The sequence below is a fragment of the uncultured Photobacterium sp. genome (assembly GCF_947039875.1).
Classification (GTDB): domain Bacteria; phylum Pseudomonadota; class Gammaproteobacteria; order Enterobacterales; family Vibrionaceae; genus Photobacterium.
Genome location: NZ_CAMRAN010000008.1, coordinates 1 through 26,949 on the forward strand (window position 1 = coordinate 1; position 26,949 = coordinate 26,949).

At 37.8% G+C, this 26,949-nt stretch carries 21 protein-coding genes, 1 pseudogene and 1 riboswitch; of the genes and pseudogenes, 9 read left to right on the top strand and 13 right to left on the bottom strand.

From position 1 onward, the window contains the following. Positions 1 to 39: 39 nt before the first annotated feature. From Q0V26_RS04450 to Q0V26_RS04475, 6 genes and pseudogenes are all read right to left on the bottom strand, one after another. Positions 40 to 207 carry a hypothetical protein gene (locus Q0V26_RS04450; protein ID WP_297478447.1) on the bottom strand — a complete coding sequence of 56 codons (168 nt, stop codon included), beginning with the start codon at positions 205 to 207 and terminating at the stop codon, positions 40 to 42. A gap of 138 nt (positions 208 to 345) precedes the next feature. After that, the gene (locus Q0V26_RS04455; RefSeq protein WP_297478449.1) at positions 346 to 2,079 is read right to left on the bottom strand and encodes an anti-phage dCTP deaminase; all 1,734 of its coding nucleotides are present in this window, start codon (positions 2,077 to 2,079) and stop codon (positions 346 to 348) included. A gap of 487 nt (positions 2,080 to 2,566) precedes the next feature. Continuing rightward, a pseudogene (gene lepB / locus Q0V26_RS04460) lies at positions 2,567 to 2,857 on the bottom strand (signal peptidase I); the annotation flags it as partial. A 322-nt stretch (positions 2,858 to 3,179) separates the two neighbouring features. After that, positions 3,180 to 4,061 (bottom strand): signal peptidase I, encoded by an 882-nt coding sequence (gene lepB / locus Q0V26_RS04465; RefSeq protein WP_297478451.1) that lies wholly within the window; start codon positions 4,059 to 4,061, stop codon positions 3,180 to 3,182. 351 nt (positions 4,062 to 4,412) lie between these two features. Further along, a complete protein-coding gene (locus tag Q0V26_RS04470) occupies positions 4,413 to 5,420 on the bottom strand; it encodes a transposase (RefSeq protein ID WP_297478452.1) in 1,008 nt (335 codons plus the stop codon). An 84-nt stretch (positions 5,421 to 5,504) separates the two neighbouring features. Next, on the bottom strand, positions 5,505 to 5,732 hold the full coding sequence (locus Q0V26_RS04475; RefSeq protein ID WP_080157619.1) for an amphi-Trp domain-containing protein: 228 nt from the start codon (positions 5,730 to 5,732) through the stop codon (positions 5,505 to 5,507). A 361-nt stretch (positions 5,733 to 6,093) separates the two neighbouring features. Here Q0V26_RS04475 and gss point away from each other — a divergent pair, with 361 nt between their 5' ends. After that, the gene (gss, locus tag Q0V26_RS04480) at positions 6,094 to 7,974 is read left to right on the top strand and encodes a bifunctional glutathionylspermidine amidase/synthase (protein ID WP_297478455.1); all 1,881 of its coding nucleotides are present in this window, start codon (positions 6,094 to 6,096) and stop codon (positions 7,972 to 7,974) included. Positions 7,975 to 8,073: 99 nt separating this feature from the next. Here gss and Q0V26_RS04485 read toward each other — a convergent pair whose 3' ends face one another. Continuing rightward, positions 8,074 to 10,209 carry a TonB-dependent hemoglobin/transferrin/lactoferrin family receptor gene (locus tag Q0V26_RS04485; protein WP_297478457.1) on the bottom strand — a complete coding sequence of 712 codons (2,136 nt, stop codon included), beginning with the start codon at positions 10,207 to 10,209 and terminating at the stop codon, positions 8,074 to 8,076. A 316-nt stretch (positions 10,210 to 10,525) separates the two neighbouring features. On the opposite strand from Q0V26_RS04485, the gene rplY reads away from it, so the two are divergent. Next, positions 10,526 to 10,804 (top strand): 50S ribosomal protein L25, encoded by a 279-nt coding sequence (gene rplY / locus Q0V26_RS04490; RefSeq protein ID WP_036794333.1) that lies wholly within the window; start codon positions 10,526 to 10,528, stop codon positions 10,802 to 10,804. A gap of 48 nt (positions 10,805 to 10,852) precedes the next feature. Here the strand turns inward: rplY and Q0V26_RS04495 are convergent, their stop codons facing one another. After that, positions 10,853 to 11,128 carry a DUF1289 domain-containing protein gene (locus tag Q0V26_RS04495; protein WP_297478469.1) on the bottom strand — a complete coding sequence of 92 codons (276 nt, stop codon included), beginning with the start codon at positions 11,126 to 11,128 and terminating at the stop codon, positions 10,853 to 10,855. 266 nt (positions 11,129 to 11,394) lie between these two features. On the opposite strand from Q0V26_RS04495, the gene Q0V26_RS04500 reads away from it, so the two are divergent. Continuing rightward, positions 11,395 to 11,712 (top strand): hypothetical protein, encoded by a 318-nt coding sequence (locus Q0V26_RS04500; RefSeq protein ID WP_297478471.1) that lies wholly within the window; start codon positions 11,395 to 11,397, stop codon positions 11,710 to 11,712. 54 nt (positions 11,713 to 11,766) lie between these two features. On the opposite strand, the gene Q0V26_RS04505 is transcribed toward Q0V26_RS04500, so the two are convergent. Together Q0V26_RS04505 and Q0V26_RS04510 are read right to left on the bottom strand one after the other, a co-directional pair. Next, entirely contained in the window at positions 11,767 to 14,151 is a 2,385-nt protein-coding gene (locus Q0V26_RS04505; protein ID WP_297478474.1) for a DNA polymerase II, read from the bottom strand. Positions 14,152 to 14,189: 38 nt separating this feature from the next. Continuing rightward, positions 14,190 to 14,960: a nucleotidyltransferase domain-containing protein gene (locus tag Q0V26_RS04510; RefSeq protein WP_297478476.1), complete on the bottom strand. Its 771-nt coding sequence runs from the start codon at positions 14,958 to 14,960 to the stop codon at positions 14,190 to 14,192. A gap of 216 nt (positions 14,961 to 15,176) precedes the next feature. Here Q0V26_RS04510 and Q0V26_RS04515 point away from each other — a divergent pair, with 216 nt between their 5' ends. Next, complete coding sequence (locus Q0V26_RS04515) at positions 15,177 to 15,503, top strand: HI1450 family dsDNA-mimic protein (RefSeq protein WP_036794328.1); 327 nt, start codon at positions 15,177 to 15,179, stop codon at positions 15,501 to 15,503. Between the two features lie 113 nt (positions 15,504 to 15,616). Here Q0V26_RS04515 and emrD read toward each other — a convergent pair whose 3' ends face one another. The 3 genes from emrD to Q0V26_RS04530 form a co-directional block, all read right to left on the bottom strand. After that, a complete protein-coding gene (emrD, locus tag Q0V26_RS04520) occupies positions 15,617 to 16,831 on the bottom strand; it encodes a multidrug efflux MFS transporter EmrD (protein WP_297478482.1) in 1,215 nt (404 codons plus the stop codon). A gap of 333 nt (positions 16,832 to 17,164) precedes the next feature. Continuing rightward, on the bottom strand, positions 17,165 to 17,761 hold the full coding sequence (ribA, locus tag Q0V26_RS04525) for a GTP cyclohydrolase II (RefSeq protein ID WP_297478484.1): 597 nt from the start codon (positions 17,759 to 17,761) through the stop codon (positions 17,165 to 17,167). A gap of 251 nt (positions 17,762 to 18,012) precedes the next feature. Beyond that, entirely contained in the window at positions 18,013 to 19,290 is a 1,278-nt protein-coding gene (locus Q0V26_RS04530; RefSeq protein ID WP_297478486.1) for an alpha/beta fold hydrolase, read from the bottom strand. 332 nt (positions 19,291 to 19,622) lie between these two features. Next, positions 19,623 to 19,696: riboswitch (Fluoride riboswitch) on the top strand. 213 nt (positions 19,697 to 19,909) lie between these two features. Here Q0V26_RS04530 and Q0V26_RS04535 point away from each other — a divergent pair. The 5 genes from Q0V26_RS04535 (at position 19,910) to Q0V26_RS04555 (ending at position 26,924) form a co-directional block, all read left to right on the top strand. Beyond that, positions 19,910 to 20,602, top strand: a complete 693-nt coding sequence (locus tag Q0V26_RS04535; protein ID WP_080157628.1) for an iron-sulfur cluster assembly scaffold protein — start codon at positions 19,910 to 19,912, stop codon at positions 20,600 to 20,602. 103 nt (positions 20,603 to 20,705) lie between these two features. Beyond that, the gene (locus Q0V26_RS04540) at positions 20,706 to 21,710 is read left to right on the top strand and encodes a GGGtGRT protein (RefSeq protein WP_297478488.1); all 1,005 of its coding nucleotides are present in this window, start codon (positions 20,706 to 20,708) and stop codon (positions 21,708 to 21,710) included. Positions 21,711 to 21,958: 248 nt separating this feature from the next. Further along, a complete protein-coding gene (locus Q0V26_RS04545; RefSeq protein WP_297478491.1) occupies positions 21,959 to 22,867 on the top strand; it encodes a manganese-dependent inorganic pyrophosphatase in 909 nt (302 codons plus the stop codon). A 342-nt stretch (positions 22,868 to 23,209) separates the two neighbouring features. Beyond that, positions 23,210 to 24,439 (top strand): outer membrane protein transport protein, encoded by a 1,230-nt coding sequence (locus tag Q0V26_RS04550; RefSeq protein ID WP_297478493.1) that lies wholly within the window; start codon positions 23,210 to 23,212, stop codon positions 24,437 to 24,439. 34 nt (positions 24,440 to 24,473) lie between these two features. Continuing rightward, positions 24,474 to 26,924, top strand: coding sequence for a VolA/Pla-1 family phospholipase (locus tag Q0V26_RS04555; protein WP_297478495.1), 2,451 nt, complete (start codon positions 24,474 to 24,476; stop codon positions 26,922 to 26,924). The last annotated feature ends 25 nt before the right edge of the window (positions 26,925 to 26,949 follow it).

The window sequence follows — 26,949 nt, forward strand, 5'->3', positions numbered from 1 at the left end:
GCAGCCGCTTAATTTAAACACCTATAAAGGTGTACAGTTTTACTTGACCACTTCATTATGAACAGTAGCAAAATAGGTTTCTATTTTCTTTTTATCGCTATCAATTTTACTATATACTAGATTTTTAAACCCTAATACATCTAAAAAAGCAACATAGCTTTTCTCATAATTAATTCTGTAATCTTCTTCTATTTTTTCAAAACTCATTTGATCTCCTTTATTTTTGTATAACGCCTGCATAACACGTTTACTACTAGGCAATTATACTTAATATTGACGCCTTAAAACGAGGAACACCCGGAAAACTGAGATTGCCGAGTGTAGTAAATCGTGTTGATGCGATTATTATAAAGCTTGCATATGACCAAGTTCATCTTTAATTGGGATGATTTGCTCATAAAGTCTATGATATGCTTTCCCTATCGCACCTCTGAATTGAACTAACTTAGGTGCATTGTCACCAATATTGATAATATGCTCTTGTGCAATTCCTGGATATGGGTCGATAAATATTATTTCTGACATCCCAAGTTGATATGCTTTTTTAGCACATAATTCACAGGGGCTTGCTGTCGTATATAACTTTCCACCTTCGATTCCAGAACTCCCATATTTAGTTAATTGTAAGAATGCATTTTCCTCAGCATGAAGAGCTCTTGTATGTACTTGGTTACCTTTATTATCTAAGCTATTATGAATATCTTTAAAACAATATGATAAATTATGCCCATCAAATATTTCATTTTTTGCATTTATTTCTTTGATTTTAATTAACTGCTCATTCGCTTTAACTCTAAAACTTTGATTATTGCGCTCATAATTACTATAAGTTACAGGATCAAACTCTTCAATTAATCCATCTAAAGATCTCATCGAACATGGAACTTGTCCTTTCGCTACATCATTCCAACCAACCGATTTTATCGAATTATTAAAATCTGTAACGACGGCTCCAACCTGTCTAGAAATACAACCTGAATTCATCTTCATTGTATAGGCAACCTGCATTACTCGTTCCATAGAAGCAGGTGTTATTAACCCCGGATGTTGCATTAATGCAACATACCAAACGATCTGAGCTTTCAGTATATTATTATTATCAAATTCATTTTTAGGGTTAAATATATGAATGTCTGATATTTCGATACATTTTTTAACATTCTGCGTTGTAAATTCTACAAATTTACCTTTCGTTTTACCTGATTCAATTTTTTCAATATCATCAATTTGCTCAGATGAAAACTTATGAAGCTTTTGCATGTATTTACTACGATGTTCATCAGGAGCGTTAATTGAAACTAAATGGAATGCTGCATATCTATCTTTAAAAAATTTAGCTTCGTACGGGTTACGGATTGCATCAATTACAATATATGCTTTATCTTTTGTTACTTGTCGAATAATTTTAATTATTCTATTAATTGTTTCAGGTAAGTTAAATACACATTTAGGATTGAATTCACTATTTTCGTATCCATTTTGGACACTTCCTGTTCTACGAATCGAATTTCCACTAGCTTGATACGTTGATACGTATAAACCATGACTAAGCTCATCAAGTTCTTTTTTAAAATCACGAGTGAATTTTCTAATAAGGGTCAAAATTCGAATAAAGTCTTTAGCTTCCTTCTCATTAACATTTAAATCATTTGAATGATCTAATAAGTTAAAAATTAGGTCTTTATGGTTTGTAACTAATCGATTACTACTAAAGACGCCAGTCTTTAGTTTTGTATACACTACATTTTCATCCAATGATTTATTGCTAGTACTACATATAAATTTAGCCAAATGTTCTGGAGATAATGTAAGTATATAAGTGGAAATTAAATCACTAACTTTTATAGAATAAAAGTTATTCCAATGCTTTTCAGCATACTTTTTTACTATTTTATACCGTTTAACATCCAAACCTTCATAAAAACCATTAAGATTATCTGCGTCAGGAAAGCTTGGCGTTTTGCTTTCAAGGATATTCGCCGTTGAAGTACAACCTGAGCCTGTTCGACCAGTTAAGCCAACCAATATGAATTGGCTATTTTCTAAAAATAACTGACTAATAAATTGTTCATTTTTCATATTTTTCTCATTATTTTAATATTGACACTACTTTTTCTTTATTACAACTTGCCAGAATTTGTTCTTTGAACTTGCGCCCGTATTTCATTCGTCATTATACAAACAACATTACAAATCAAACATATTATTATATTTACCACCCGATATAAGTCACAAAATTAGATATATTCCTTTTAGCTTTATTCCTAATACTAATTCGGGTATCTATTAACAGTATAAAAAGTGCAATATAGTTTATCTTTCTCTTATTTAAATAAAGAAACACATCTAGCAAAAATAATAACACTACAACATGCTGTAAGTAGATTCCCTATCTCGTTCGTAACCTCACTGTAGGGAATGACGGGGTGAGTTTTGCATTTACTCTTGGAATTTTCAGCAGCAAACATTAGACAGCCATATATTTTTATTTTAAATAGAATCTAAAAAAACCGACGAGTTATTTGCACGTCGGTTTTATTATTTGAGCTTACTGTTTGTCGTCGTTCTAATGAATACGACCAATACGGTTGAAGCGAACGCCATTAGGTAACCAATGCGGCCACATTGAACCTGCATCATGATTGAAGGTAAAGCTGATCCAAATAAAGGTCGCTTTACCAACTAAGTTCTGCTCTGGCATAAAGCCCCAGTAACGGCTGTCTAAACTGTTATCTCGGTTATCACCCATCGCAAAGTAATGACCTTTTGGTACAACCCATACGCCCATTGGTGAACCTGGCTGTTGGTAATAACGGTAAAGTTGTTCAGGTAATGCAGGATCTCGCAAAATGTGATGCCTCAAACATTGGACAGCCATATATTTTGTTCTTAAATAACGCCCTAAAAAATAAACCATTCCACCAGCAACAGCTTTTTTTACTGTGAAAATTACTGCTTATTTTTACATTCTTGGTTAAATCGATTCTATTTCTATATTTCAGGATCAACAAAACCCACAATATTGACCGTTATTACGGTATTTTCATCTTAATAAAACATTGGAAGCAATAAAACATTGGACAGCCATATATTTTATTTGAAATAAAATAGAATCAAAAAAAACCGACGAGTTATTTGCACGTCGGTTTTATTATCTGAGCTTACTGTTTGTCGTCGTTCTAATGAATACGACCAATACGGTTGAAGCGAACGCCATTAGGTAACCAATGCGGCCACATTGAACCTGCATCATGATTGAAGGTAAAGCTGATCCAAATAAAGGTCGCTTTACCAACTAAGTTCAGTTCTGGCATAAAGCCCCAGTAACGGCTATCTAAACTATTATCTCGGTTATCACCCATTGCAAAGTAATGACCTTTTGGTACAACCCATACGCCCATTGGTGAACCTGACTGTTGGTAATAACGGTAAAGTTGTTCAGGTAATGCAGGATCTCGCAAAATATGATGATTAACTTTGCCTAGTTGCTCGTTGTATTCATCTAACCGCCCCCCTTGCTCTGTAAAATTAGTTAAGCCAACATATTGTTTAGGTACTTCTTGCGCGACGGGACATACTTTTCGACCATCACAAGCCGGTTTAATATACAGAGTTTTGTTTTGGTAAATAACGGTATCACCCGGTAAACCAACAATACGTTTAATTAAATCAATCTTAGGGTTTGATGGATCAATAAATACGGTAATGTCACCACGTTGTGGCTTACCCGTTGGAATTAATGTTTTATGGAAGATAGGATTACGTAGTCCATAAGCGAACTTTTCTACGCCAATAAAATCACCAGGAAGCAAGGTTGGTTGCATTGAACCACTTGGAATTTGAAAAGGTTCGATAATAAATGATCGAATAATCAAAATAGCAAACAATACAGGAAACAATGAGCGAGCTTGAGTCACCCAACCTGATGCACTCTCCTGTGTTACCTCTGCTCGTTTAGGTTGCCATACAAACTTATCTAACGCGAACACAATACCTGTTATTAAGGTCGCAAGAGTAAGAATAAGTGAGAACAATTCTGCTGCGTTGAATACTGAAAGCATGTTCAATCCCAAAAACTGTTTAAATAGAATAATCTATGAATAAAATACGTCTTATTAAACCTGATTAATGTACTAAATAAAACGGTCCGATTTCGTAAACTATGATCTCACTGTGTTAGTCATTACTTTAATAATTTGAAGAACAATTTGGACAGCCAAATATTTTAGTTTCTAAATCGAGCCTCTAAAAAATAAACTATTCCACCAGCAACAGACTCTTTTACTGTAAAAATTACCGCTTATTTTTTACATTCTTGGTTAAATCGATTCTATTTCTATATTTCAGGATCAACAACGCCTACAATCCTGATGGTTATTGCAGTATTTTTATCTCATTCAAAGAAGCTATATTTAATTAGGATGTAACTGATAACTCGCTGACTTCCCTTTACACCAATGCCCACCAATATGTTGTTTGAATGCACACATTCGAGACCATTTACCACTCACATTGGCATAATGCTCCATAAACTGTTCACTGTGTTCAAGCCAAGCATCTGCTGTTATTCCCATTTTCTGTAAAATCTTGGGCTGATTAGGTGCAATAAAGCCTTTTTTATCATTTCGAATACACCGACCAGTCCAGTCAATTAGTTCAAGGTAATCGGCAAAAGCAAAGTTTATCCCTGCGGTTTTAGCTTGATGTTCTGCGCCAACAAAGGGTAATAATTGGAAATGACTTTTGTTTGATGAGGATGGTTTAAAGGGAGTTTTCGTTTGATTATATTCACGAATACGCTGCTGAATTGAGGTAAAATCTGATTGCTCTAGTGATGGTGTAACTCCCGCCCTGATCGGATTTAAATCAACGTACATCATGCATGATAATAACGCTTGTTCGTCGAGTAATGCTTGAGACTTAAACCGCCCTTCCCAAAATGCACCTTTACATTGATCTTCTTTATTGGCTTTGCGCGCAATTTCTTCATTAAGACAGCGCATAAACCAGCTAATACTGCCCAATCGTTGCTGCCATTCAGCCACTAAATTTGATAATGCTTGTTGTTTATCCGAGTCAATTTGCCCCTTTTTTAAAAAATCGACAGCGATTGGATGACCATTAAATAGCTGTAACCAGCGTGATATTACCGCTTCTGGAGTTAACTTTTGCTGCTGCTCTGTATCTATTTTAAGCACTAAATGATAATGGTTACTCATCACAGCATAAGCACACACATCAATACAAAACACAGCGGCTAATTGTTTGATTTTATTTACTATCCAACCACGACGATGCTGATAGTTTTTACCGTTATACGGATCATCCCCACACAAATAGGCACGCCGTACACAGCGGTTAATCACATGATAAAAAGGCGTAATTTGAGGCTCTATCAATTTTCGTCTTGAGATTGTCATTCGCATAACCATAAGCAACTGGAAGCTTAAATATAGTAGCTCATGGTTGATGTGCAAGGTTATGGCTGTCCATTAATCTTTTTTTTAATCTTTATTACACCACTTAATTTGAAATTCGATTTCTTCTTCGTTACCTTCACGTTCATGCTCTACGCTATATTCCGCACGAACAGGCACATATATACGTTCACCTGCAATTTGAATTTCAAACCGGCTACCACTTTCTACAGCATCGGCTAAACGGCGTAATTTGGCCGCAAACTCAGCATTTGAGTAGTGTTTTTCAATGTCTCTTTGTTTTTTATCTGTCATTTTTTAGCTCCTCTCAACCTATATCAAAACCAATAACGTTAAATAACAATAAGCATCGCCACGTCTATTTTTTACGCAATACATCATCTTAATGAACCATAAGAAAAAATACACTAATAAACTGAGACTACATCTCTATTTTTAACAATTCCACACATCCATCATATTGCGTAAAACGCCCATATCATTGAAATATATTTACAAGCCTATGTTCTGTATTGAAAACGCTTCATAAAAGTTTTAGCTTATAGAAAAGCCTTTATTTTCAACACTCCCCTGATGCGTATGCATTCAATAACGCTCACTATTCTGAGCCACATCATCGGTCGAAAAAGGTTAAACCATCAACTAGGCCAAGAACATGAATATAGATAATCCTAACAATGCCCCTTTCGGTACTTTACTCGGCTATGCAGCGGGGGGTATAGCTATTTATTCTTCTGATTACAGTACGATAGATGAAGATGAATATGCTGATGACTCTGCAATGAGGAGTTATGTTCATGGTGAATACATGGGATATAAATGGCAGTGTGTTGAGTTTGCGCGTCGTTTTTTATATATCAACTATGGATTGGTGTTTACCGATGTAGGAATGGCGTATGAAATTTTCTCGTTACGGTTCTTACGCCAAGTGGTTAACGATAAAATTTTACCTTTATATGCTTTTGAAAATGGTTCACGTCAAAAACCAGTTGTTGGATCATTATTGATTTGGCAAAAAGGAGGGGAATTCCAAGACACTGGCCACGTTGCGATTATTACTCATATTGAAGATGATAAAATAATGATTGCTGAACAGAATGTGACTTTTGCCCCCTTACCACTAGGTCAACAATGGACCCGTGAACTTACATTACATGTTGAAGATGGTTATTACACCATTGAAGATACCTTTGATGACACTGAAATTTTAGGTTGGATGGCTTACAATGCTGATGCAACTTATAGCCTCCCCCAACCCTCACCTACCCCTGAGTTACTTAACATTCAAGCAGCTTGGCGATTAAATAGCGGTCAGTTTGCAAACGACTGGTTAGATAGCAATGACGAGCTCGAACAAACGTACTCGCGCGTTAATGCTAACAAGTTACTCAATGATGATATCTACCGCTATTTCACTATTTCAGAAAGTGCGGAACAAGAGCTGGCTAAAGCAACCAATGAATTGCATCTGATGTACTTACATGCAACAGATAAAGTGCTGCAAGATGATAATTTATTAGCACTGTTTGATATTCCAGAAATCCTATGGCCACGGCTACGTTTATCATGGCAAAAACACCGCCATAGCATGCTAACAGGTCGTTTAGATTTCTGTATGGATGAAAATGGCTTGAAAGTTTATGAATACAATGCTGACTCAGCCTCTTGCCATACTGAAGCTTGTTTGATAATTCAAAAGTGGGCCGAACAAGGTGGCGACCTTACTGAAAATAGCCCAGCAGAAGATTTACTGAATGAACTTGCCAGTGTATGGAAATACAGTCAGAAATATTCTTTTGTTCATATCATGCAAGACGATGATGACGAAGAAGATTATCACGCTTTATTCATGCAAAAAGCCCTTACTTTAGCAGGCATTGATAGCAAAATACTGAAAGGATTAGACGGTATTCACTGGAATCCAGCTGGACAATTAATTGATGAAAATGAACGTTTAATTGAATGTGTCTGGAAAACATGGGCGTGGGAAACAGCCATAGATCAAGTGCGTGAAGTTAGCTCTACCGAATATGCAGCAGTGCCGATTCATACTGGCTATCCAGATACAAAAGTACGTTTAATTGACGTGTTATTGCGCCCTGAAATCAAAGTATTTGAGCCACTATGGACGGTGATCCCAAGCAATAAAGCTATTCTGCCCGTATTGTGGTCTTTATTCCCTCATCACCATTACTTATTGGATACCGATTTTCACATCACAGATGAACTCAGCCAAACAGGTTATGCGATTAAACCGATAGCTGGTCGTTGCGGCAGTAATATCGATTTAGTCAGCCATAATGAATCTGTGTTAGATAAAACCGATGGTCAATTTAACGACCAGAAGAACATTTATCAGCAATTATGGTGTTTACCAAAAGTCGCTAATAAATATATTCAAGTCTGTACTTTTACTGTTGATGGTAATTACGGTGGTGTTTGTTTGCGTTCTGATAATTCATTGGTCATCAAAAAAGACAGTGATATTGAACCATTAATTGTTCTCGAAGACAGTGCATTTCTAAAAAACCTATGACGCTTTAATTGTTAAAATCAAAAAAGCCGTGTTAATGAACTTTACATTAAAAAGATCATAACACGGCTTTATTTTTACTGTTTTTTAGCCCATAAAAGCTTAGAAATCGTAATTAAGGTTGATACCAAAGTTACGTCCAGGCTGACTACGACGATCGATACCATCAGTCGTTTTGCTTGCACCTGCCAGATCTTGATATTCCCAATACTCTTTATCTAACGCATTAAACAATCCCGCACGAATAGTCATATCTTTTACTGGATGATAATACGTCGTTAAATCAACTACGGTGTAGCCAGCAACATTTAGATTATTTTTATCTTGCCAATTATCTTTTGCTGCAACCATCTTAACATCTAAGGCCGTTCCCCACGCTTCATTAGGGGCATCATAACCGACACCAACCACTGAGGTTAACGGTGCGATCGTATCAAGTGTTTTACCTGTTTGTTTATCTTCACCATCAATGTATGCAACAGATACTTTTGCGTAAGTCCCCATTGGCGCATTAATAATTTCATCTAACCACACATTCGCCGATAGTTCTGCACCGTAGATACGGGCTTTATCTATATTTTCATTGGTCGTAATGTCGATATTATTAGAGTTTGTTGTCACTTTCTGAATAAAATTAGAATAATCATTATAGTAAACAGATGCCGTTACATTACCGATACGATTTTCTGCACGTAATCCTAACTCATAAGAATTACTTTCTTCAGGTTTAAGGTTAGGGTTTGATTTAATAATATACCCATGTGCAATATTATTTTTGTCGTAATACATTTCATAAAGTGTTGGCGCTCTAAATCCTTGGCTGTATTGAGCATAAGTACTGAAATTATCGTTCCAATGGTATACCGCACCTAAACGAGCAGTAAATGCTTCACTTTTATGATCTTGCAAACCAGAATTTGAATCGGGCTTAGCTTCAAATTCATCATAACGTGCGCCAGCTGTTACCACGGCTTTATCATTAAGCATGAAGATCTGATCTTGAATAAACACGCCACGTTTTTCAGATTTCGCCTTCGGCACTTCTGTCGGCCCTGGCTTAGAAGTGCCATTATCTACATTATAATCAATGTAATTTAAATCAAACTCATCATTGACGATCGTCGCACCGTAAGTCAGTTTGTGGCGTGATTGCGTTAACTCAATGGCTTTAGCAAACTGAATATCAAATTGCTTACTGGTATCTTCCCCTTCACGATAACGGTTACGATTACCAAACATATCGGTATGATCATAATTATCATGTTGGCTATGTTGTTGTTGCCAATTGACTTGCCATTTTAATGAGTCAAACACGGCATTATTCGCTAGCCATTCATGCTCAAAACCAAATCGTTTACGGTTATCCTCATCAACAGCACGTGTTTTAGTATAAGTAAAGCCTGGCATAACAGTATAGCCATCACGAGACAAAATATCGCCATTAGCACTACGCGTATAATACTCACTCGTAAATCCAATACGGTTAGCGTTGTTAATCTGATAAAATGCTTTCGCTAACACATTATGCGATTCTATATTCAATGGTTCAGCTGACTTACGGTTTATCCCTTTGCTGTTGTCATGGGTATCGTAAGCATCGGTCTCATGGCCATTACGGTAGGTATAGATGAACATTGTCTCTAAGTCACCAATTTGCTTAGCCGCTTCAACACCTAACTTATATTGATCATCAGCACTGGCGTAACCACTCTTTAAACCTACATGCGATGATTCACCTTTTAATAAATCTTCAGGATTTTTAGTACGCATGATCACTGTGCCACCCAAAGCATCACTGCCATATAAGGTTGATGTTGGCCCCTTATTGATTTCAATTGCTTTTAATGTATCAATTTCATAATTATTGCTATTTTTACGCATTGCATCTGCGCCGGGGTTATAAGATGTTGGTTGTTCAACACCATCAACTAATACTTTAACGCGACTGCCTTTCATTCCTCGAATGGTAATATCTTCCATACCAAATCGCCCCTGACCATTGACTGAAACCCCTGGCTCATATTTCAATGCTTGCTTTACATCAGCAGCTAAATTTTTATTCATTTGTTCAGAAGTAATTTTAGCAACAGAGGCGGGTATATTTTTTATCGATTCTTCTGTTCGAGTACCTGAAACAACAATTTCATCAAATTGAGAAACGCTATCTTGCGCATAAAGTGATGGTGAAGAAAATGCCATAACGAGTGAACTAGCGATAAGTGTCAGTTGTTTGTTCATAATTCCCTGCTTTAACAATAATCCGACAATGTAATTCGACGATGATTATACATGCGCAAATGATAATTACTATCATTATCATTGGTATTATCGATTAAAAATAAGCAGATTTTTAAACTAATTAACTATTTGAATGAATGAAAATAAACCAGCTGATTACATATCCATCTATCACAGACGAAAACAATAAAAACTGATAAAATCGCAGCCAATGTTCTTGCATATAACAATATTGGTTGTTAGTATGCGCCCTCGTTTTACGATACTAAGTAAGGTCGCATTACTTAGTAAATTATTAAATCAAAGAGTATTGATTATGAAATTTAATGCAATTGTACGTACAGACCTTGGTAAAGGTGCGAGCCGCCGCCTACGTCTTACTGAACACTTCCCTGCAATCGTTTACGGTGGCGAAGCTGCACCAGTAGCTATCACTCTTAAGCACAGTGATATCATCAACCAAATGGATAAGCCTGAGTTCTACGAAGGTTTTGTTCTTGTAATCGATGGCCAGGAAGTTAAGGTTAAGCCTCAAGACATCCAACGTCACGTGTACAAGCCAAAGGTTGAGCACATGGACTTTAAACGCATCTAATTGCGTGTTCATAAAACTCTTCAAAAAAGCACTCTTCGGAGTGCTTTTTTATGGCTTCGATTTTTGAATATCATCAAATATAAATTGTTGTTGCGGTGATGAAATACGACTCTCTTGAGTATCAGTATTTCGCTGACGACGCATAATACGTAAATAGCGCTGTCGGCATAATTTTATAACGTTAATCTTTTGATCTGCAGTCATCTGTTGCCAATAAAATCGCTCATCCCGACTTCGATAACATCCTTTACAATAACCGCGATTATTTACCTGACAACAGCCAACGCAAGGACTTGGCACATCAAAAAAATCAAGTTGCTCCATGTTGCTTCACTCTTTAATGACTCTATTCTCCTTTCTTGATCATAAACCATTCTCCACCATCCGCATTTAAATCGTAGATAAAGCCAAAAAATGTTATTAAAGCAATAATGTTGTGTTTATTGTTAATATTAATTGTTATTATTGTGTGTTGATCTTTAGTCACTAATTCTGCTAAGGTTATTAGCATTGTCACGGCAGATAATTATTTATCACTTAAATGTCTGTATTTATTGATTGGAAAACAAAGACATTAACTGGAGGGAACCATGGATTTTTTCGTACCATTGGCTAAAAGTTTTGATCAAGCACAATCTGTTTATTTATCGATTGCAGAACATGTATCAGCCCCAACACCAACGAATGATAAGCGTATTCAAAAATTAGTCTGGACCCATGAAGGTGTTGAATGCATTGGTGAAATAGGACAATTACCACCTGAAGTTTTTCGTGCTAATGACGAAATTTTAGCGATTTTTGAATGTGATAATGTTTATAAAATTTGTACTCAAAATCGTGGGGTTATTAATTTTGATCCTATTTTAGCAAGTAGAGATACTGTAAAACACATCACTTATTTTGACTAACTGTCTTTAGTTCAAATAAAAGCGCGCTCAATACAGCGCGTTTTCATTGTGCTACTAAAATAGACCTAGCTGTGATGCCGTTATATTATCGAACGATTTTCCTATAAAAATAAGAATACCATCGGCTACAGGCTTTAATTGTTTTTCTAAATAATGATTATAATCAATCGCGTTTTGGCGATATTCAATAGGTTCTGCACCTGAAGTTGTAAATACGTATTCTATCACACCTTTTTGTTGATATTGCAACGGACGCCCCAGCTTAGTATTCATTTCATCTGCCAATCTTGCCGCACGTACTTGTGGTGGAATATTTTTTTGATAATCATCTAAATTACGTCGTAAACGCTTACGGTAAACTAATTGATCATCAAACTCCCCAGCCAACGTTCGATTGGTATAATCACGCACATAATCATCAACATCGAGATCATGAAAGACCATTGAATATAATGTTTGCTGAAAATGTTGAGCTAATGGTGTCCAGTCTGTGCGTACGGTTTCTAAACCTTTAAATACCATTTGCTCACTATCACCTCGCCACACAAGTCCTGCATAACGTTTTTTACTGCCCGTTTCTTGGCCGCGAATTGTTGGCATTAAAAATTTATGATAGTGCGTTTCATATTCAATTTCTAATGCAGATACTAAGCCGTATTGCTGCTGTAAATGTTGTTGCCACCATTGGTTGATATGTTCAACCAGTGCATTACCAATATGAGTTGCATCTTGCTGAGAATGGGCTTTTTTTAGCGAAACAAAGGTTGAATCTGTATCGCCATAAATCACTTCATAGCCTTTCACTTCAATCAGCTCACGAGTGAGCTTCATAATTTCATGACCGCGCATCGTAATTGATGATGCTAAGCGGTGATCAAAAAAACGACAGCCTGATGAACCTAACACCCCATAAAACGAGTTCATGATAATCTTAATTGCTTGTGAAAAGGCTTTATCGCCCTCTTTTTTAGCACGATCACGGGCAGCCCATAACAATTCAATCATCTCAGGTAAAAAATGACGTGTTCGATGAAATTGACCACCACGAAAACCAGCAATGGCTTGATGTTCAGCTTTTCCCTCTTCTAATAATAAGCCTTCAACTAATCCCATTGGATCGATCCTGAATGATCGAATAATAGAGGGATACAGTGACTTAAAATCCAAGACTAGCACAGAGTCATATAATCCGGGCTTAGAATCCATGACATAACCACCAGGACTGGCGATCCAATTATCACTTTCAAGGTTAGGAGCAATATAGCCTGCACGATGTAACTGCGGCATATAAAGATTGGTAAATGCCGCAACTGAACCACCAATACGATCAAGCTCCACCCCCGTAAGGCGGCTTCGCTCTATCGCAAACTCTAACAAATGTGTCTGCTTAAAGATTCGTGTCACTAACTTACAGTCTTGTAGGTTATATGTCGCCAGTGATAATTTGTCGTGCTTAAACATATGGTTAATTTCCGCCATACGATCATGCACATTATGAATGGCTTTACCTTCACCTAATAACTCTTGCGCTACCGCTTCTAATGACCATGAGCGAAAATTATAAGATGCAGTTTTTAAGGTATCAATACCATCCATCACCACTCGGCCAGGAATACTGATAAAGCCTTGATTGGCATTTTGAGTCGACCGTCGATAATGCGGAGTTTGTTTACCTCGACCGATACGAAGACTAATTTTATTCCATTCCGCACGATGCAATAGTAATCGAAAATCAAAATCAATCACATTCCAGCCAATAATAATGTCTGGATCGTACTCAATAAACCATGCTTCTAGTGCCAACAATAATGCTTTTTCGTCAGCCACCCATTCAATATTAAGTTCAGAATTAGGTTGATAATCAGCGGGCTGATCTCCCACCATAATGACGCGACTGTCCATCTGGCTATGAAAACCAATCGAGTATAAAATACCTTTTTCTGAACACTCAATATCGAGTGATACTAAGCTCAGTTCGGGGATATAATCTGCCGCTTTGGCCTTTGTAAATAATACGTCACGGTATCCATTACGCTGCTTTACATCTCCCGTAAAAGCAACCCCGCCGCGAATAAAACGTTCCATCAAAAAGCGATCAGCTAATCGAATATCCGCTTCAAATGCCTGAATACCCTCAGCTTGTAAGCTTTTACTAATAGCGTAATTATCACGAATAGTATCACTATAGCAACCAACGATATCCTGATGCTGAAATGTTTTTAGGGTTAATGGCTTCCATTGCACTTGAATATTAGCCGCTCGAATAATATCCATAGCTTGCTGTTGCTGATGAGCACAAATAAAGAGTACTGGTTTATCGCCAACAATAGATAATCGACAAGGGCCTGTGGCGGTTTTTACCCACAAAACAATTTCCGTTTGTCCTTTTATGTCTCGACTTTGACGAGTTAATACAAACCCGGTTGAATTTGACTGCAAAGAAACCTCAATCTAACCTTGATACGACAAAATAAGTGTTAACCAATTTTTCGCTCGATATTATTAAACTCATTCACAATCCATGCCCCAAATTGCGATAGCATAAAAATAGACGCTTTCTTTGGCACTTGTGGGCCATTAATTAACACAAATAATCGTTCAATCTCTGTTACTTTATTTGGATAGCGTGCCAGAAAAAAATTCGCGCATTGTTGATCAGTATATGCCCAATCATCAACATCAATAGCCACCAGCATAAAACAACTTCTTAGCATTTTTTTACCCGCGCACCGACAATAATATTGGTATTCAGTGATACTTTTAGTGCGTCTAATCTGTTGTTCTATAGCAACTAAAGCCGCGGCAATATCGTGATTAAACGCTTTTGCTATTTCCCAACAAGGTTCAAAATCACCAAATTGTTCACTAAGATTAATACCATATAAACACACGCTACAATGTTTTAGCCAAAAACCCCATTTAAAGATAGATGCAATAGATAACACATCATCAAGCAGTACCCATGTAATATCAACCGCTGAGATCACAGGATAATTATGGCTTAATGCCTGCGACACACAGGCAATACGATGTTGCTCTTCCACTGTTAACGGTGATGTGATCACCACGGTCAGATTCAAATCGGACACACCACTTGTTGCCTGCCGATATGCAATGCTGCCATTCAGATAAATACTGTGTAAGGCTGTTAATTGAGATTGTAAATCTGTAACAGCTGCCATAAGCAATGGCATAAAATCTAATTGAAAAGAGGTTTGACTATCTAACCGAGGTAAAAACTTAGCCACAAAACATACTCATTACATCAACTAATACATATTAATGACATTTAATTATCAATCTCGGTCATTAACTTACTAAATAAACACCACTATTTTCCCCTACTATATCGACCTCAAGCATGATAATCATCAGTTTCGCTAACGATTATCGCTAAATATCGCATATTCCAAGGGTTTCGGTATAATAACACTACTAAACACAGATAGAGATCAATCAGTATCATGGAAACAGAAAACCTTATTTCATACGATGATGTTATTGACGTTGCATACGATATTTTTCTAGAAATGGCAGCGGATAACTTAGAGCCAGCTGATGTATTGCTTTTTACCATGCAATTTGATGATCGCGGCGCTGCTGAAGTTGTTGAAACCCGTGATGATTGGGAAGAACATTTAGCGTGTGAAATCGATAAAGACCTTTACGCAGAAGTATGTGTCGGCCTAGTTAACGAAGAAAATGACGAACTTGACGATGTTTTTGCTCGTTTATTGATCAGCCGCGATCCTGAAAACAAAGGCTGTCATATTTTATGGAAGCGTGACTAAGTCAATACGCTATCTATAAAAAAGGCGCGGAATACACTTTCAACTGTTAATGAGTTAGAAAGTTATATTCTGCGCCTTTACTTTTCTGACGGCTTAATTAATCGTCGATAGTATTAGCTAGCCAGAATCGTCGTATCTTGTTTACTGTAACGGATCCACCATAAACTCAGGATGACAATAATAGCCATCACCGACATTACTACACCTAAGCTAAATTGGCTTTGTGCACTCATAAATGACGCCGTTAATGTTGCAGCTCCTGCGCCCACATTTTGTAAGCCACCTAGCACTGCGCCCGCGGTTCCTGCATGATTAGGGAACGGTTGTACTGCCGCTGTCGTCGCAACAGGACATAACATACCTGTACCAACAAAATACAAAAACGCACCACCAATCAAACTCTTGATTGTAATTAAGCCTGCAAATCCAGGTATAATAATTGTCACCGCACCCAGCACAAGTGCAATCATGCCGATAACCAACACACGATCAATACCGAGGCGTCGAACTAATCGACCAGATAGCCATGCGCCGCCTAAATATCCAGGTAAAGGCAAAATAAACAACCAACTTACAGTGATAGGATCTAATTTCAATACACTACCCAATAACACACCCGCTGATGCTTCAAACACCGCAATACCGGCAAAGGTAGCAATAAGACAAATCACATAGCCTTGAAAACGACGATTACTTAATACATAACGGTAGCTCACAAGTACACGCTCAGCATGACGTTTTTCTGGCGGTAATGTTTCGGTAAAGTATTTCATCATCGCAACAGTAACGACAACACCAAGGGCTAATAGAAAAGCATACACCGATTCCCAGCCAAAATGCTTCGAAAGATAACCGCCTAACACTGGGGCAATCAGTGGTGATAAAATAACCCCCATGCTAATTAAACTATTCGCTTGGTGTAAATCATCACCATCATAACTATCACGAGGCACAGTACGACACATCGCACCACTACAACCGGTGCCACAACCTTGAATAAACGTAGCAACAAGGAACCAATGGAAATTCGATGACAATAATGCGCCAAGGCTACCAATAAGGAAGATCACCATGCCGGAAATAATGACCGGACGACGTCCAATACGATCAGATAATGGACCATAAATAAACTGTGATAACCCGTAGGGAATAAGATATACAGCCATTACCGCTTGTAAGTAAGCAGATTTGATCGAGAAAAATGTCGCCATGTCAGGAATAGCTGGCACATACATTGTTTGTGTCATTTGTCCCACAGCAACTAAAATAATAAGTAAGAATAATAACTTACCCATGTTGCTAGCCGAAGATTGCTTAATCACAACCATCACCCTCAAAAAAATTAATATTGTTCGTTAATTATTGATAATCAACATATTAAATAAGAAGAAAAATATAGAATAGAGTATCTTTGCTATTGAAGACGAAGCTGGTTCGTTTAAATAGTATCTATGCCTGTAAAATCAGCGCAAATAGTAGTCTTCTGATCAGTAACTAACAAGTGAATCTTGTTGATAACGCACGATAGTTTATTATGAAGTGCATTAGAAAAACTAATCTGTAGCAAATATTGGTTTTTAGATGCAATTTTTAGTTAAAAAAAGCCTCATAATACTTTCAACAATAGAAAAATATCATGAGGCTATTTTATTTTATAAATATTAGTCAAATTTTAAGCGATGCTTACCGTGTGAAGCTTTCACTTTTAAATAATTTTCATTGCCGTCTTTAACATGTGCTTTTGTACCAACCACTTCAACGATATTGATACCATTTTCTTCTAAGTCACAAATCTTTTTCGGATTGTTAGTCACTAAACGTACTTCATTGATGCCTAATGCTCTCAACATTTGTGCCGCTTCAGAGAATTCACGCAAGTCATCACCAAAACCAAGATGATTATTCGCCTCATAGGTATTCATACCTTGAGTCTGTAATTCATAAGCATCGATTTTATTATATAAGCCAATGCCACGCCCTTCTTGGCGCAAGTAAAGAATGATGCCGCCAACTTTACCCATTTTCTCAATAGTTTCATCAAGTTGCTCGCCACAATCACAACGTGAAGAATGGAAAACATCGCCCGTTAAACATTCTGAATGCATACGAACCAGCGGGGCTAGCGTTTTATCTGCACCTTGAAAAATAATAGCGACATGTTCTTTTCCTGATTCAAGGCCATTGAACGAAAGCAATTCAGCGGGGATATTGCTGTTAAGACCTACTTTAAAAGGCACTCTTGCCCTAACATTTACCATATTCTTCCTAAGCATTTCTTCATACCTCTGTCGTAGGGAGGTATTTGATTATGACTAAATAATACCGACATTAGGGTACTAACAACAACAAAACCAATCAGGATCATTGATCCTATCAATTCTGAATGCGTTACATTACCACTTAGCACCCTAAATATAAATGTTATATTATAACAATTTTTAACGATGAACGGTATTGCTGCTAAAATGATAAAATAAATACACCTTTAATGTCCACGCAAAGCTAATAATTAAATGCTATCGGCTAAGGCCATCAATTGCTCAAAAATATGCTCGCCATCAACACGTAAACCATTATGCTCATATTGATTTGTTTGCCATGATTTCGCATTTGCCAATAAAGCTAAGGTTTCACAGCTATAATGATATTCAACATACATATCTTCAACATACACAGCTGCCGCAACAGGTACCGTATTTTTAGCTAATTGTTGCGCGCAATATAATGGAGACCAATCCTCTTTTGCTGCTAATAAATGGGCTGCATCACGTAATGGCTGTAAGCATGTCATTTGATCAAACATCCACGGATAAACCATCTCACCGGTAAAACTAACATCATTACCTGTTTGATATTGGTATTGAGGATATTGCTGACGTACCCGTTCTGCCGCCCACTTAGAGGCATACTGTTGGCAATAAATAGCTTCATGTAAAATCGCATAAATAGGATTTGTTTGATAGCTCTGTTGATTTAGCATCGTATTAAGGAAATCATAGCTCAGCACTTGTTGCCCTTCTACCTCGACAAATGCTCCTTCCAAAGTGTAATACATAGCTAAATCACCACCAGTCCCTCCCAAGGTTATTCCCCATGTTTGAAATTGTTCAACAGTGAACAATTGTCCATTTGGCAAATAGGTCTGATTATTTGAAAGATACTCAGCAATAGCATTACATTGTTGCTGTGCGCCAGCAAAACGCTTAAAGAATGCTTTGTTCTTATCAGCGACTCTTTTGTACGTTGCTTGATAAACGTCATCTGCAGTTGCCGTAATGGAAGGTATTCCACCAGTAATAAACACTCTAGATAAACTTTGTGGATAAAAAGACAAGTAATGTAATGCGCAGAACCCCCCAAAACTTTGTCCAAGTAACGCCCACTGTTTAATATTAAGGTGCAGGCGTAATTGCTCGGCATCACGAACAATATTATCTGCACGAAAATGGCTTAAATATTCAGCTTGTTGCTGAGATGACTTTAAAGCTAGCGTTTGATGAGTAATGGCACTACTTGCACCTGTACCTCGTTGATCAAGTAAGAGTACGCGATAATATTTTAATGCCGCTTTTAACCATCCGCTGTTTGCTTCAGGTCGTGGTGCAGCAAAACCTGGGCCGCCTTGTAAATAAACCAACCACGGAAGATCTGCGTTAATGTTTGATTTATGTACAACCTCTCGAGCAAAAATAGTCAAGGTACCGTCTGTTATTTGTTCATAATTCACTGGTACATTAATATTTATATTTCGAAAATAAAGTTCATTACTCTTAATAAAGTCTTGCAATGGTTTTCTCCTTTACCATAATAAAAACGATTATCATTTAATATTTCTTAAATAAGAATACATCTAACAATAATATAATTCTGTATTTTTCTTCTATTTTCAAATTAACGAATAAAAACATTAATTATCAACAGGTTAATAATTTACTGTTTTTACTTAACTATTCGACAACATTAATAAGAATAATTATCAGTTAATGATTTCATATTTGAAATCTTTTTTCCAAAAATTAAACACTCTTATTTATAAAAAAAAGCGTATATTTATTTTATTCACAAAATAGCCAATAAAATCTATTTTGTTGCTATAAATGATAACTTATTATAATGATCTTTATAGCGGGAGATGATGTTCCTCCTTTAACCGCCTTATTGGATTCTTTAAGGATAATGACGTCTGACAACATTCGGCTTTTAATAGTCGAGGACCGTGTTATTTTACTACTTATATATCTAATGATATTTGTTTATAAACACGTCGCGTTGTTTGCGTATAACGTCCTCTTCTTATTATCTGCACGATAACGAATTATCAATTCTACACTGCTAACCGTAATAGGTTAATACATACCATTTGTATTGTCTTATTGCTTATACTGCGGTGTCTATGAGGCAGAGCAATGCAATACTCAAGTGAAGTTCAAAACATGTGTCCTATCTCTCGTGGCCCACAACACGAGTCAGCACCAATTCCTGTAGAAGGTCGTTGGGTTAGTCCTAAAGACGTTATTGCTATTTCTGGTTTAAGCCACGGTGTTGGTGCTTGTGCGCCTCAACAAGGTGCTGCAAAACTAACGCTTAACGTTAAAGATGGCATCATCGAAGAAGCATTAATCGAAACTATCGGTTGTTCTGGTATGACACACTCTGCAGCAATGGCTTCAGAAATTCTTACAGGTAAAACTATCCTTGAAGCACTAAACACTGATCTAGTGTGTGATGCCATCAACGTTGCAATGCGTGAAATCTTCCTTCAATTTGTTTACGGTCGTACTCAAACTGCATTCTCTTTAGACGGTCTACCAATCGGTGCTGGTCTTGAAGATCTAGGTAAAGGTCTACGTAGCCAAGTAGGTACACATTACGGTACTCGTGCAAAAGGCCCTCGTTACATGGAGATGGCTGAAGGTTACGTAACTAAAGTTGCATTAGATGACAACGAAGAAATCATCGGCTACCGTTTCGTAAACGTAGGTAAGATGATGGAATCTATTGGTAAAGGCGTTCCTGCAGCAGAAGCTATGGAACAAGCTACTGGTCAATACGGTCGCTTTGATGAAGCTGCTCGTACTATTGATCCTCGCCACGAGTAATCATAGACCTATATCACACAAGTAAATGACGTTTTTATTTCAACTCTCTCAAGAGTTACAGCGTCACTGAAATTGTTTTTACCGAATTAGAGGAAACTCCATCATGGCTGCATTATTTGAAAGTTTTGATCGTCGTATTGAAAAAATCACTCCAGTACTAGAGCAATATGGTTTCGCTTCACTAGAAGAAGCTCGTGATTACTGTAACGAACATGGTGTTGATGCATACAACATCGTTAAAGAAACACAACCTATCGCGTTTGAAAACGCATCTTGGGCTTATGTTTTAGGTTCAGCTATCGCACTTAAAGAAGGCGCTAAAACAGCAGCTGAAGCGGCTGAATACCTAGGCCTTGGTCTACAAACTTTCTGTATTCCTGGTTCTGTTGCAGACCAACGTCAAGTAGGTCTTGGTCACGGTCGTCTAGGCGCTCGTCTACTAAGCAACGAAACACAATGTTTCGCATTCCTTGCTGGTCACGAATCATTTGCAGCAGCTGAAGGTGCAATCAAAATTGCTCTAAACGCTAACAAAGTACGTACTAACCCACTACGCGTTATTCTTAACGGTCTTGGTAAAGATGCTGCTTACCTAATCGCTCGTATCAACGGCTTTAACTATGTTGAAACTAAATTCGATTACGTTACTGGCGATCTAAACGTTGTTTCTGAGCGTCGTTTCTCTAAAACTCAACGTGGTGACATCAACTGTTACGGTTCTGATGATGTACGTGAAGGTGTTGCAATTATGCACCGTGAAAACGTTGATATCTCAATCACTGGTAACTCAACTAACCCAACACGTTTCCAACACCCTGTTGCTGGTACGTACAAAAAAGAACGTCTAGAAGCAGGCAAAGCTTACTTCTCAGTAGCATCAGGCGGCGGTACTGGTCGTACTCTTCACCCTGATAACGTTGCTGCAGGTCCAGCTTCTTACGGTCTTACTGATACAATGGGCCGTATGCACTCTGATGCTCAATTTGCAGGTTCTTCATCTGTACCAGCTCACGTTGAAATGATGGGTCTTATTGGTATGGGTAACAACCCAATGGTTGGCGCAACTGTTGCTGTTGCTGTTGCGATTGAGCAAGCACAAAAAGCATAAGCTACGTAGCTAAACAAAAATTTATCTTCAAATAACGAACAAGGCGCAAGATTAGACACTTGCGCCTTTATTTTTTGTCCATAATTGTTATTTCTTCAAAATACTCTACAATCTTCCCGCATCACAGTTCTTGATTACTCTTATCCCTGTAAAACACCCTCTCTTCTAGGTATAATCAGTAAAGAACCAAGTTAGTCTTATATATGTTACACAGCACATGCTGTGACAGATAAAGTAAAGGAAATATCATGATCCAAGTTGTAGGTCACAAAAACCCTGATAGTGACAGCATTTGTTCTGCACTCGTTTGTACTGCATTTCTTAAAGCTCGTGGTCTTGAAGCGACAGCAATTCGTCAAGGCGAAATGAATCGTGAAACTCTACACATTCTTGAGCTAGCTGGCGTTACAGCTCCTGAGCTACGTACAAGCGTTGCTGGTGAGAAAGTATGGTTAGTTGACTATTCTGATCTAGCTCAAGCACCTGATGACCTAGCTGAAGCTGAAGTTGTGGGTATTGTCGACCACCACCGTCTAGGCGATGTAATGACAATTAACCCAATGGAAGCATGGATCTGGCCTGTAGGCTGTACTTGTACTGTACTCTTCAACTTATTTAAAATCGAAGGTCATGAGATCACTCGTGAACTAGCAGTACTTATGATGTCAGCTATCCTGTCTGATACTGTCGGTTTTGCATCTCCAACTTGTACTCAAAAAGATAAAGATGCAGTACATGAGCTTGCTCAAATCGCTGATGTACAAGATCTAGAATCATTCATCAAAGCACTATTGATTGCTAAAACTGACATCGAAGGCCTAACCGCGGCACAATTAGTTGAAAAAGACCTTAAAGGTTACCCTTTCAACGATCGTGATGTTGTTGTTGGTCAAATCGAACTTGCGACTCTTGAGCAAGTCGATAGCATGATTGCAGAACTTCAAGCAGATCTTCAACGTCGTTGCGACGAAGAAGGCCTTGGTATGGCAGCATTGATGCTAACTGACATCACAACAAGTACAACTCGCCTACTTTACACTGGTGATTGGAATCACATCCTTGATACACACGCTACTGACGGTGTATTAATGATGGAAAATACCCTAAGTCGTAAGAAACAAGGCTGGCCTTGGCTACAAACAGTCCTTGCAAAATAATTATATTAACTAATTATTGATGATAAAAAAGGCTCTTTCTAGAGCCTTTTTTATCATCAAAAATAGCCCCCAAATGACGAGCAATCCCTCTCGTGTAATAAAAACTCTCTACAATACTTTCGATATTAGAGCAAATACTTTAATTTATTTATTAATCTAAATGTATCTATAAAGCAGCAATACGCACAAAGTATAATCAAACAAACCATTTAATTGTGATATTTGTCTATATTTGTTTATTATTCCCTTGAGGTATAACTATAATTCTTCCTCTTTTAAGTCCAACCTTCTTTGAAGAGTGAGACAACAAGAAGCTACTAGAAATTATAGAGAGACAGTTTAATGTCCATAAATAAAAAACATATCGCCCTCATTATTACCGCAACACTTTCAAACCAAGCACATGCTGCTGGCTATCAAGTATCAGAACACTCGGCAGCAGGCCTAGGGCGGGCATATGCAGGTGAAGCTGCCGTCGCTGATACCGCTGCAGTACTAGCGCGTAACCCAGCCGCAATGACTCGCTTTAAACATGCTGAAGTTTCAGGCGTAATGAGTGTCATCAACCCATCGATTAATATTGATGATCATACCCATAATGAAACCGCAAAAGATATTTCACCAATCAGTGTTGTACCTGCGGCTTACTATATTCAGCCTATTAATGACAGGACAGCCATTGGTTTAGCCATTTTCAGTAATTATGGTGTAACAACCGATTACCCTACAGCAATGCAGGCTGGCAGCTTAGCGGGTAAAACATCATTAGAAACGGTTAACTTCAATCCCAATATTGCTTATCGCCTATCACCAAAATTAAGCATTGGTGCAGGTGTTAGCCTTGTTTATGGTACCGCAGAATTTAATCGTCGTTTGGGCTCTTTGTCTTATGCCGCGCCTAGCCATAACCTGATCAATATGGAAGGCACCGACTGGAGCTGGGGCTGGAATATTGGTGCCTTATATGAACTCGATAATAATAACCGCTTTGGACTAAGCTACCGTTCACAAGTAGATCTCAATTTTCATGGCCATTTTACTGACTACTTGGGACAAGCAACCTCAAAGCCAAATGAAACTGTTGCAGCACAGCTTAATCTTCCGCTGCCTGCCATTGCTGAATTTTCAGGCTTCCACCAGCTGAATCAACAATGGGCTATCAGCTATAGCGTTCAATGGACGCAATACAACAAATTTAAAGAAATTAGAGCAACAAGTTCTCAATGTGCAACGGGCACCTGTTTCGTTAAAAAAGAAAACTTCAAAGATACTTACCGTTGGGCTGTAGGTACAACTTATACGCTAAACCCAACATGGACACTGCGTTATGGTTTTGCCATTGACCAAAATGCAGGACAAGCAACACTGAGTATTCCTGATACTGATCGTTATTGGTATTCAGCAGGTGTGACTTATCATTACAACCCAGCTCTATCTGTCGATCTAGGCGTTGCTTATATTCACAGTAAGAAAGCTGATTTTATCGAGCAAACACCAACCGGTGAAAATGATAGTTTTACTTCATCTGGTAAAGCTTACCTTGCAGCAGCTCAAGTTAATTACCGCTTTTAATGCGTACTAAACTATAAAATCATTAGGAATAACAATGAAGATACGTTCAATAGCATTATTAGTCACTTCTGCATTAAGTTTAATTGGCTGTAAGGGTAACGGTACCTTAGAAAATCAAGCGCCGATTGATCCGAATATCGCGGCGAGTTTACAGGCTGAAACTCAAATTAATTTTGACCTTTTGTCTGCCAATAAGAAGCTAATATTACCCACATATTTAGCGATGGATACTCAAGACGGTACCCTTGCAACAGAAGCAATGGCGCAAGATCAAACCAATACTTCAGATCCCTTGGTTGCAATGGGACAAACCGATGGTTGGAGCACAACCCAGCCGATCACAATTAATTTTACAGGTAAGAATTTAGATCCATCTACGGCTACGCATGGTTTCTATCTAATAAAATCAGGCGATCCAACTAACCCTGCTGATACCACCGAACCAACCCGCTTAACTCAACAAGCGGGTGACTTTATCGTGACGGTTTCAGGTGATAACTTAATTGTTATATTACTAAAACCATTAGATCCTGCGAGTAACTACATGTATGCCGTTACTGACGATCTAAAAGATGTGAATGGCCAAGCTGTCGGTATGAGTAATTCATACGCTTTATTAAAATCGAATAATCTGCCACCAGCACCTGCATTGTTACCTGCACAAAAGATCACTCATGCAACTGAAGAAGCTTTCCACGGTATTGTAGAAAAGCGGGATATTATCTTCTCATCATGGTTTACGACATTATCATCTGGTGATGTGTTATTTGCAGCAAAAATGGCTACTGAAGAAGCGATGTCTTTAGGGGCCAAGAATGTGTGGCAAGGCTCTGCGATTGCAAAGACAGTGACTCCAGAGCAACTTTCAACATTATTTACGTTTTCTCAACCCGTAAAAGTTGACGATCCAAATAAAGTTGATGACAAAAGTAATGTCACAATCTATCAAGGCACTGTTTCATTACCGTACTACCTCGATATTCGCGCTAATAAATTCATGAATACCCCTTGGCAAAGTGGTATGCCAAGCCTTGCTAAGATTAAATATGTATTAAGCAATGGCAGTGAGGCGGATAAAGCGACTATTTTAGCTCAATTGGCGGATGCAAAAGTTACATTAGCAGACATGGCGCAAGTGGCGACAAACCCACAAGTACAAATTAAAGTGCTCACTCGCTTAATGGGTAAAACACTTTATTTAGCCAATGGTAATCAACTCGATCCTAAGCGTCTAATTACCCGCTACAGTGCTGTACCTGAACTTAAATCAGTGCAGACAATTGATTACACCTTAGTTTTACCTAACAGTAAAAAATGTCAGACTCTTGGTGCTAATGATGTCACTATTTTCCAACATGGAATTACCGCAGATAAGAGTGTATTAACAGCGCACAGTGATGGTTTACCTTCTTTAGCTGAAACGTTAATTGGCGATCAATGCCGTGCAATCTTTGCCATCAACCAACCACTACACGGTGAAGATCGTGGTATTCATACCATCGACAGCCAAGGTAATAGCCAATATAAAAATGCCGCAATAGATCCATCAATGTACTTAAATCTTGAAAACTTAACCGTTGCACGAGATAACCTACGCCAAAGTACTATTGATGTCGTCAACCTACGAGCGGCTATTGGTAAATTATTTACTCATATTCAGCAACAACAAAAAGAAGATCAAACAACAAGCAATGTTTCACCGTTAGAGATGTTAAACCCTAATAACGGCGTGAGTTTTGCGGGTCATTCACTAGGTGCGATTGTTGGTACCAATGTCGGTAATATTGCTAACCGTCCAACAATGAATCCAACATTTGATAAACAATATTTTGCGATTAATAAACTGGCATTAGCAAACCCAGGCGCAGAGATCCCTTACCTACTATTAAATTCAGGCAGTTTTGGTGGTCTTCTAAAAGCAGGCGTTCTCCAAAGTTTCGTATCTAATCCAACACAAATAACGCCAGATGTAATTGAAACAGGTAAATTTCTACAAACGTTGAATGCTTGTTATATCGCTCAAGATGATAAGCACAAAGATTTGAACAAATGTTATGTTGATAACATTACAGCGATTAAAGATAACAACCCAAGTTTATTCGCTAAATGGACAGAGACTTACGTTAAGTTTGCCTATGCGGCACAAACAGTAATGGATCCCGTTGATCCGATTAACCTAGCTAACGGCATTCCAGCATCGGTTCCCGTATATGTGCAAATGGTTAAAGGTGATAGTACGATTCCAAATATTACTACACCAAACAATCTACCTTACTCACCGTTCACTGGTACTGAACCACTGATTAAGCAATTAAATTTAGCATTAGACAATACAACTAAAGGTTGGAAAGAATATACACCAGGCAGCCATACATCGTTACTTACTGTTACGGCACCAACAACGAATGATAGCTTTACCATTGATGCGTCTAAAGCAACAACACAAAATATGCAAAAAGATATGGCTGATTTTTTAAATAAATAATCTAGCTTAATAAATAGCCTTGATA